This window comes from Mesorhizobium sp. M7A.F.Ca.CA.002.04.1.1 (assembly GCF_004022805.1).
Lineage (GTDB): Bacteria > Pseudomonadota > Alphaproteobacteria > Rhizobiales > Rhizobiaceae > Mesorhizobium > Mesorhizobium ciceri.
In genome coordinates this window covers 1-7,486 of sequence record NZ_RZPL01000230.1, presented here as the reverse complement: position 1 = coordinate 7,486, position 7,486 = coordinate 1, and the positions used below count along the sequence as shown (strand labels likewise).

Sequence of the window (7,486 nt, the reverse complement as noted above, 5' to 3'; positions counted from 1 at the left end):
GATACATCCACGACACCGCCGGCCGCACCTCGTTGACGACGCCGGAATGGTCGGACAGGTGCTCGCAGGAAAAATAATCGAACAGCACCACCGGGCCTTCAGTGGCGACAAAGCAATGCCGCGTCGGATTGTGCGCCACCCAAAGCTGCATGTTGGTGCTGTCGGTGGCGTAGCGGATGTTGACGGGGTCGTAGAGCAGGGCGCCGGCATAGCCGCGCCGCTTCAGCTCGGCGCGGATACGCTCCAGCCGGTATTTTCGCATCGCCGCCAGGTCGGGCGCGGCAATGCCTGCCGCCGCCCACTCAGCCTCGGCCTGCGGGCCATAGCCCAGCACATGCTGGTTGAGCGAACCCGCCTTCTGACGGGAGGCGTCGCGCAAAGCTTCGATCGAGCCCGGCTCGAACGGCATGATCTTGCGGTGGCGGCCAAAGCTGCCCTTCGGCCCCGCGCTGTCCATCGTCGAACCTCAGGTCCGCATCTTCTCGCCGCTCGGATCGAAGGGCGCTTCGACATTGATGCGGGCCGGGCGCCGTTGACCGAGGATCTCGATCTCGAACAGCCCGGCACTTTCGTCCTCGGCAAGCGCTGCGGGGATATAGCCCTGCGCCATCGACTTCTGCACATAATGCGCATAGCCGCCCGACGTGACCCAGCCGACCACGCGCCAGTCGCCGTCGACGATGCCGCGCACGGCGGATGCGCCTTCGGCAGCCTTGGAGCCACGTATTTCCTTGCCGCCCTTGTCGAAGCGCGGCGCGCCATAGCCATGCGGCTTTTCCACCGTGCCGTAGTCCTTGCTGACCTTGGCCCAGATCGGCTCGTCACCCATGACATCGGCGTCGGTGGCATCGACGATGAAGGAGACGCGGCGCAGCTTTGGCCCCTCGGCCTGTTCCTTGGCGGCGGCCTCGCGGCCGATGAAGTCATTCTTCTCGAGCTTGATGAAGCGGTCCATCGCGCCTTCGAACGGTCCATAGATCGGCCGCAACTCGCGGAACCAGGTCGGAAAGTTCTTTTCGAGGCGCATGGAGAGCAGAGCGCGCATGCCGAAATCGACAAGGCCGAATTCCTCGCCGGCGTCCTTGATCGCTTTGTAAACCAGGCGTTCGTAGGCCGGCGCCATCCAGATTTCATAGCCGAGGTCGCCGGTGTAGGTGATGCGGTTGACCATGCAAGGCGCCCCGCCAACAGCCATCTCGCGGAAATCCATGAAACGGAAGGCTTTTGTCGAGACGTCGACATCGACCAGTTTCTGCAGCAGGTCCCGTGATTTCGGCCCGGCGATCGACAGGCCGACCAGCGTCTGGTCGAAGCGGTGGATGCGCACCGTTCCGTCCTTCGGCAGGTGCTTCTCGAACCAGCGCATGTGGTATTTCTGCGCCGCCGAAGAGCCCCAGATCATGAAGCGGTCTTCTGCCGCCTTGGCGATGGTGAAGTCGCCGATCAGCTTGCCGAACTCGTTGAGCATCGGCGTCAGCACGATGCGGCGGGTCTTCGGCATGCGGTTGGTCATCAGCCGGTTGAGGAAATCCTCGGCCGCGGGTCCCGAGACTTCGTATTTGGCAAAATTGGCGATCTCGGTGACGCCGACGCGCTCACGCGTGGCGCGCACTTCCTCGCCGATCGGCCCAAAATCGTTGGAGCGATGGAAGGAGACGATATCCCTGGGTTCCTTGCCTTCAGGTGCGAACCAGAGCGGGGTTTCGAGGCCCCAGCTGTCGCCCATGACCGCGTTGTTGGCCAGCATCGTGTCGTAGAGCGGCGTCGTCTGCGCCGGACGTGCCGCCGGCAGTTCCTCATTGGGGAAGCGGATGGAGAAGCGGCGCGAATAGTTTTCCCGCACCTTGGCGTTGGTGTAGCGCAGGCCGGCCCATTCACCGAAGCGTGTAACATCCATGCCCCAGACATCGAAGCCAGGATCGCCATGCACCATCCAGTTCGACAGTGCCAGACCGACGCCGCCGCCTTGGCTGAAGCCGGCCATCACGGCGCAGGCGCACCAGAAATTGGTCAGGCCCTGCACCGGGCCGACCAGCGGGTTGCCGTCCAGCGCGAAGGTGAAGGGGCCGTTGATGATCTGCTTGATGCCGGCCTTTTCGATGCCGGGGAAATGCTTGAAGCCGATTTCCAGCGACGGCGCGATGCGGTCGAGGTCCGGCGGCAGCAATTCGTGGCCGAAATCCCATGGCGTGTTGACCGGCGACCACGGCTTGCAGGCCTTCTCGTAGGTGCCGAGCAGGATGCCGTTGCGCTCCTGGCGGGTGTAGATCTCGCCCTTGAAGTCGAGCACGCCGATCATTTCGCGGCCGGTCGATTTGTTGAATTCCTCGACCTCCGGCATCGGCTCGGTGAGCAGATACATATGTTCCATGGCCAGAACCGGCAGTTCGACGCCGACCATGCGGCCGATCTCGCGCGCCCACAGGCCGCCGCAATTGACGACATGCTCGGCCTTCACCGTGCCCTGTTCGGTGACGACATTCCAGGTGCCGTCGACCTCCTGCGTCAATTCCACGACGCGGTTGCGCAGCACGATCTCGGCGCCGAGTTTTTTCGCCGCCTTTGAATAGGCGATGGTGGTGCCGGACGGGTCGAGATGGCCTTCGACCGGATCCCACATGGCGCCGACGAAATTGGTCTCGTCCATCAGCGGGAACATCGCCTTGGCTTCGGAAGGGGTGATCAGCTCTGTGTCCATGCCGAGATAGCGGCCCTTGGCGTGGGCAAGGCGCAGGAAGTCCATGCGCTCGGGCGTATCGGCCATCATCACGCCGCCGGTCAAATGCAGCGAGCAGGACTGGCCGGATATCTCCTCGATCTCCTTGTAGAGCTGCACCGTATAGGCCTGCAGCTTGGCGACGTTGGGGTCGCCGTTCAGCGTGTGGAAGCCGCCCGCCGCGTGCCAGGACGAGCCGGATGTGAGTTCAGAGCGCTCGATCAGCATGATGTCGGTCCAGCCGGCTTTGGCCAGGTGGTAGAGAACCGAGCAGCCGACGACGCCGCCGCCGATGACAACCGCTTTTACGTGTGATTTCATCTGGATAGGTCCGTGTTTGAAGAGATTGAATCGGGTGAGCGGGGTGTGAAAACAAAGCGGAGATCGGATGCGGCCGTGTTCTCGGCCAGGCTGCCATCAAGCGCGGCGAGGATGGTTTCACAGGCCGGAGTACGATGTTTCAGGACGTCATGGTTCCAAACACGCAGGATCGAATAGCCCTGGGCACGCATGAAATCGTCGCGGCGGCGGTCATATGAGCTGCCGGCGTGTTGGTGTCCGTCGACTTCCACGACAAGCCAATTTTTGCGGCAAGCGAAGTCCGCGTAGTATGGTCCGATAGAGAACTGTCGCGTGAACTTGTAGCCGCCAAGCTTGCGGGCCTTTAACTCAAGCCAAAGCAGCGCTTCGGCCTGGTTGTCACCTTGCCTGAGTTTTCTGGCTCGCTGGGTAGTGCCCGTTTTGCGACGGCTACGGGTTTCATGAGCGCCTTCCCCCACTCCGTCGCCGCTTCGCGACGCCACCTCTCCCCCCTCCGGAGGGAGAGGAAGGGTGCCAGCGTGCATAAGCTCGCGCCTTTCCTCTCCCCCGTCGATCGGGGGAGAGGTGTCGAGCGCAGCTCGACGGAGTGGGGGTCGACCGTTCATCAACAATACTGCCGATCAAAAATCGGTCGGCGCGCCGCCTTCGGACCGGCGCTTGGCGACGAAGGCGTTGAGTTCCTCGCGGATGGCCGGGTCCATGTAGGGCTCCTCATAGGACGCCAGCCGCTCCTTCCAGACCTTGTTGGCCTTTTCGAGCGCCGTCGGCGAGCCGGCTTCCGCCCAGGTCTCGTAATTGCGCCAGTCGGAGAGGATCGGCGAGTAGAAGGCGGTCTTGTAGCGGTCCTGCGTGTGCTGGGTGCCGAAGAAATGGCCCCCGGGGCCGACCGACTGGATGGCGTCGAAGCCGAGTGCCTCTTCGGAAAGGTCGAGCGGGGTCAGGAATTCGGCCACCATCTGCAGCAGGTCGATGTCCAGAATGGTCTTCTCGTAGGAGCAGCGCAGGCCGCCTTCGAGCCAGCCGGCGGCATGCATCATCAGGTTGCCGCCGCCCTGGATGGCGCCCCACAACGAGAACACGCTTTCATAAGCCGCCTGCGCGTCGACCGTGTTGGCGGCGCAGGTGTTGGAGGTGCGGTAGGGGATGTTGTAGCGGCGGGCAAGCTGGGCGCCGGCGAGCTGCGCCTTCATGTATTCCGGCGTGCCGAACGCCGGTGAACCGGACTTCATGTCGACATTGGAGGTGAAGCCGCCATATCCGACGGGGGCGCCCTTGCGCACCATCTGGGCGAAGGCGATGCCGGCAAGCGCCTCCGCGTTCTGCTGCACCAGTGCGCCGGCGATGGTGACAGGCGCCATCGCACCCGACAGGGTAAACGGCGTCACGACGACGACCTGGCCCTTGCTCGACATCTGGATGATGCCTTCCATCATCGGCACATCGAGTTTCAGCGGCGAATTGGTGTTGATGATGGTGAAGACGGACGGCTCTTCGAGCATCTGCTCGTGGCTGATGCCGCGCGCGATCCTGGCGATCTCGATGCCGTCGACATTGCGCTCCTTGCCGAGCGAATAGATGTGGAACACCTTGTCGGTGAGCACGCTGAGATCGCGGATGCATTCGAGATGGCGGACGGATGGATGGATATCGGTCGGCTCGACCGGGTAGCCGCCCGTGCAGTTCAGAATGTTGTGCATCTGCGCGAGCTTGAGGAAGTTGCGGTAGTCCTGCTGGTTGCCGGGCCGGCGGCCGCGATCGATGTCGGAGCAATTGGGCGCCGACGCCATCATCGAGACGATCACATTGTTGCCGCCGAAGCGCACATTGTGCGCAGGATTGCGGGCATGGATGGTGAATTCCGACGGGCAGTGCGACACCAGGTCGAGGATCATGTCGCTGTCGAAGCGCACCCGCTCTGAGCCGTCACGCACGTCGGCGCCATGCGCCTTCATGATGCTGCGGGCCTCATCATGCAGCACGTCGACGCCGATTTCCCGCAGCACGCGCAGGGAAGCGAGGTGAATCGATTCCAGCTCGTCGTCGGACACCAGCCTGGTTGGCGCCAGCGGGTTCTTCAACTGGCGAAAAGCCGGCTGCTCGAACGCGGCTGAGCCGCCGGCGCGCTTTCCAGCGCGGCCGCCGCGACGGGCGCGGTCGGTGGCCAATGCCGGTTCTGAGGGTTGTAGGGCGGCGGTCATGATGGTCCTCGTGGGATGCGATAGCGGGCGGCATAATGGACCGGCGGCTGTCCGGCCATTGCGGAGGCGACGACCACTAGGGCGAGGGAAGCGACATGCCGGAACGGCAGGTGCCCGGCCGCGACATCGGCTTGATCAGGTTGCCGCGTTGGAGCAAGCGGATTTCGGTGGCCGGCCCTTTCCTTCCGGGGATCGAACCGATAGCTACTTGGCTTGCCGGCCTGATGGCCAGCAGTTCATCTGGATGGCAGCATGGTCGCGACCGGCTCGAGCGAAGGCGAAGCAGGAACGCAATGGGCAGCGCTTGCCGGCGTCACCGCGGCACTTGCCATGTTTGGCGCCGCGCAAGGGCTGAGCTCGCCGCTGTTCACATTGCTGATGCAGAAGCAAGGCATGTCGCCGGCGCTGATCGGCCTGTCGGCGGCGATGATGCCGCTCGGGCTGATCCTGTCGGCTTCCTTCGTGCCGGCGGCGGTGCGGCTGGTCGGCGGGCGCAACCTGGCGGTCGGCTGCTCGCTGATCGGCGCGCTCTGCTTCCTGGGCATCGGCTATCTGCAGGACTGGGTGGCGTGGTTCGTCATCCGCTTCATCATCGGCGTGGTCATCAATCCGCTTTATATCCTTGGCGAGGTGTGGGCGCTGTCGCTGGCACCGCCGTCGCGGCGCGGCCGGGTGATGGGCGTGTTCAACACGCTGATGGGCGCCGGTTATGCCGCCGGACCATTCGCGCTGACCCTGCTCGGTACGTCGGGCTGGGCGCCTTTCATGGTCGGCGTCGCCGGCTTCGCGCTCTGCGCGGTGATCCTGCACGCCGTCTCGTCAAAGCTCACCGGCTTCGAGGATGACGGCCAGCCTGCCAGCGGCCTTGTCGGGTTTGCCAAAATGGCGCCGGCGCTGCTGCTTGCCGTGCTTGTCTCGGCGGCGGTCCAGCAGAGCACCTATGCGCTGGTCCCGGTCTTCGGCGCCAGCTATGGCCTGGCGGAAGCCGTTCTGGCCTCGCTGGTGATGGCGCTTTCCCTCGGCAACATCCTGCTGCAGATACCACTCGGCCTTCTGGCGGAGCGTTTTGGCGGCCGCGCCATGATCATCGTCTGCGCACTGGCAACAACCGTTTGCGCGCTTTTGCTGCCTCTGCTGATCACAACGCCGTTGATCTGGGTGGTGCTGCTGGTGATGGGCGCGGTCGGTTACGGCGTCTACACCATGGCATTGGTCGAACTCGGCAGCCGGTTCAAGGGCTCTGTGCTGGTCGCCGGCAACGCTGCCTTTGCGCTGATGTGGGGCGTTGGTGGCATCGTCGGCCCACCCGGTGCGGGCCTGCTCATGCAAGGCATCGGCCCACTTGGGCTGCCGGTGGTTATTGCCGCTCTCGACGCGGTGCTGGTGATGTTCGCGCTGTACCGCTCATCCATGCGCCGAGCTTCCTGATAAGCCCAACCTCCTGACAGGCCCAACCTCCTGACAGGCCCAGCCTCCTGACAGGCACTGTCTGGAGCAAGCAGTTTTCGCCCGCCAGGGGCTTACCTCTGCGCAACTCAATCGCTAATCCTGCAGCCCGACAGCGGTGCGTACATGAATTTGGTTGAATCGAACAAGGACGAGACGATGCAATGGGCGGCGATCACCGGTGTGATCGCGACCGTCTCGGTGTTCGCCATCGCGCAAGGGTTGTCCTATCCGCTGCTGAGTTTCATCCTGCAGCGCCAGGGCGTTTCGCCAGCGATGATCGGCTTGTCGGCGGCCATGACGCCGATTGGCTTCATTCTGTTATCGCCGTTGATCCCGGCGCTGGCCCGCCGATTCGGGGCAGGGCGCACCGCGCTCACCTGTGCGGCCCTTTCGGCTGTCGTGCTGGCGCTGATCGGCTGGACGCAAAATGTCTATTTGTGGTTTCCCCTGCGCTTCCTGATCGGCGTCGTGACCAATCCGCTCTATGTGCTGAGCGAGATCTGGGTGATCGCGCTGGCACCGCCGGCCCGACGCGGCCGCGTCATGGGTGTCTATTCGACGATCATCTCGGCCGGTTTCGCGACCGGGCCACTGTGCCTGCTTGCAGTCGGCACTGAGGGCTGGCCGCCCTTCCTCGTCGGCATTTTCGCCTTCGTGCTGTGTGGCATTTGCCTGGCCTCGGTGCTGCCGCGTTTGCCCAAGGTCGACGAGGCCGGGCACCAGGTTTCCGTCCTGGGTTTCGTGCCGCTGGCGTGGCTGCTTTTGTTCGCCGTCATAGTCGCCGCCGGCTTCGAACAGGGTG

Annotated in this window: 6 protein-coding genes; 2 read left to right on the top strand and 4 right to left on the bottom strand. The window is 63.9% G+C overall.

Annotated elements, in window-relative coordinates:
* The 4 genes from ENZ75_RS14275 to ENZ75_RS14260 all read right to left on the bottom strand — a co-directional run.
* Positions 1-457, bottom strand: a 457-nt coding sequence (locus tag ENZ75_RS14275) for an aminopeptidase P family N-terminal domain-containing protein (protein ID WP_206617038.1), incomplete at its 3' end; no start/stop codon positions are given.
* Positions 458-466: 9 nt separating this feature from the next.
* Positions 467-3,037 (bottom strand): FAD-dependent oxidoreductase, encoded by a 2,571-nt coding sequence (locus ENZ75_RS14270; protein ID WP_027160490.1) that lies wholly within the window; start codon positions 3,035-3,037, stop codon positions 467-469.
* Positions 3,034-3,519: a DUF559 domain-containing protein gene (locus tag ENZ75_RS14265; RefSeq protein WP_127224122.1), complete on the bottom strand. Its 486-nt coding sequence runs from the start codon at positions 3,517-3,519 to the stop codon at positions 3,034-3,036. The genes ENZ75_RS14270 and ENZ75_RS14265 overlap by 4 nt, the downstream gene beginning before the upstream one ends.
* Positions 3,520-3,657: 138 nt before the next feature.
* Positions 3,658-5,235 (bottom strand): trimethylamine methyltransferase family protein, encoded by a 1,578-nt coding sequence (locus ENZ75_RS14260; protein WP_128278153.1) that lies wholly within the window; start codon positions 5,233-5,235, stop codon positions 3,658-3,660.
* Positions 5,236-5,487: 252 nt separating this feature from the next.
* Here ENZ75_RS14260 and ENZ75_RS14255 point away from each other — a divergent pair, with 252 nt between their 5' ends.
* A complete protein-coding gene (locus tag ENZ75_RS14255) occupies positions 5,488-6,663 on the top strand; it encodes an MFS transporter (protein WP_027160489.1) in 1,176 nt (391 codons plus the stop codon).
* A 144-nt stretch (positions 6,664-6,807) separates the two neighbouring features.
* A partial coding sequence (locus ENZ75_RS14250) for an MFS transporter (protein WP_164887820.1) occupies positions 6,808-7,486 on the top strand: 679 nt, incomplete at its 3' end.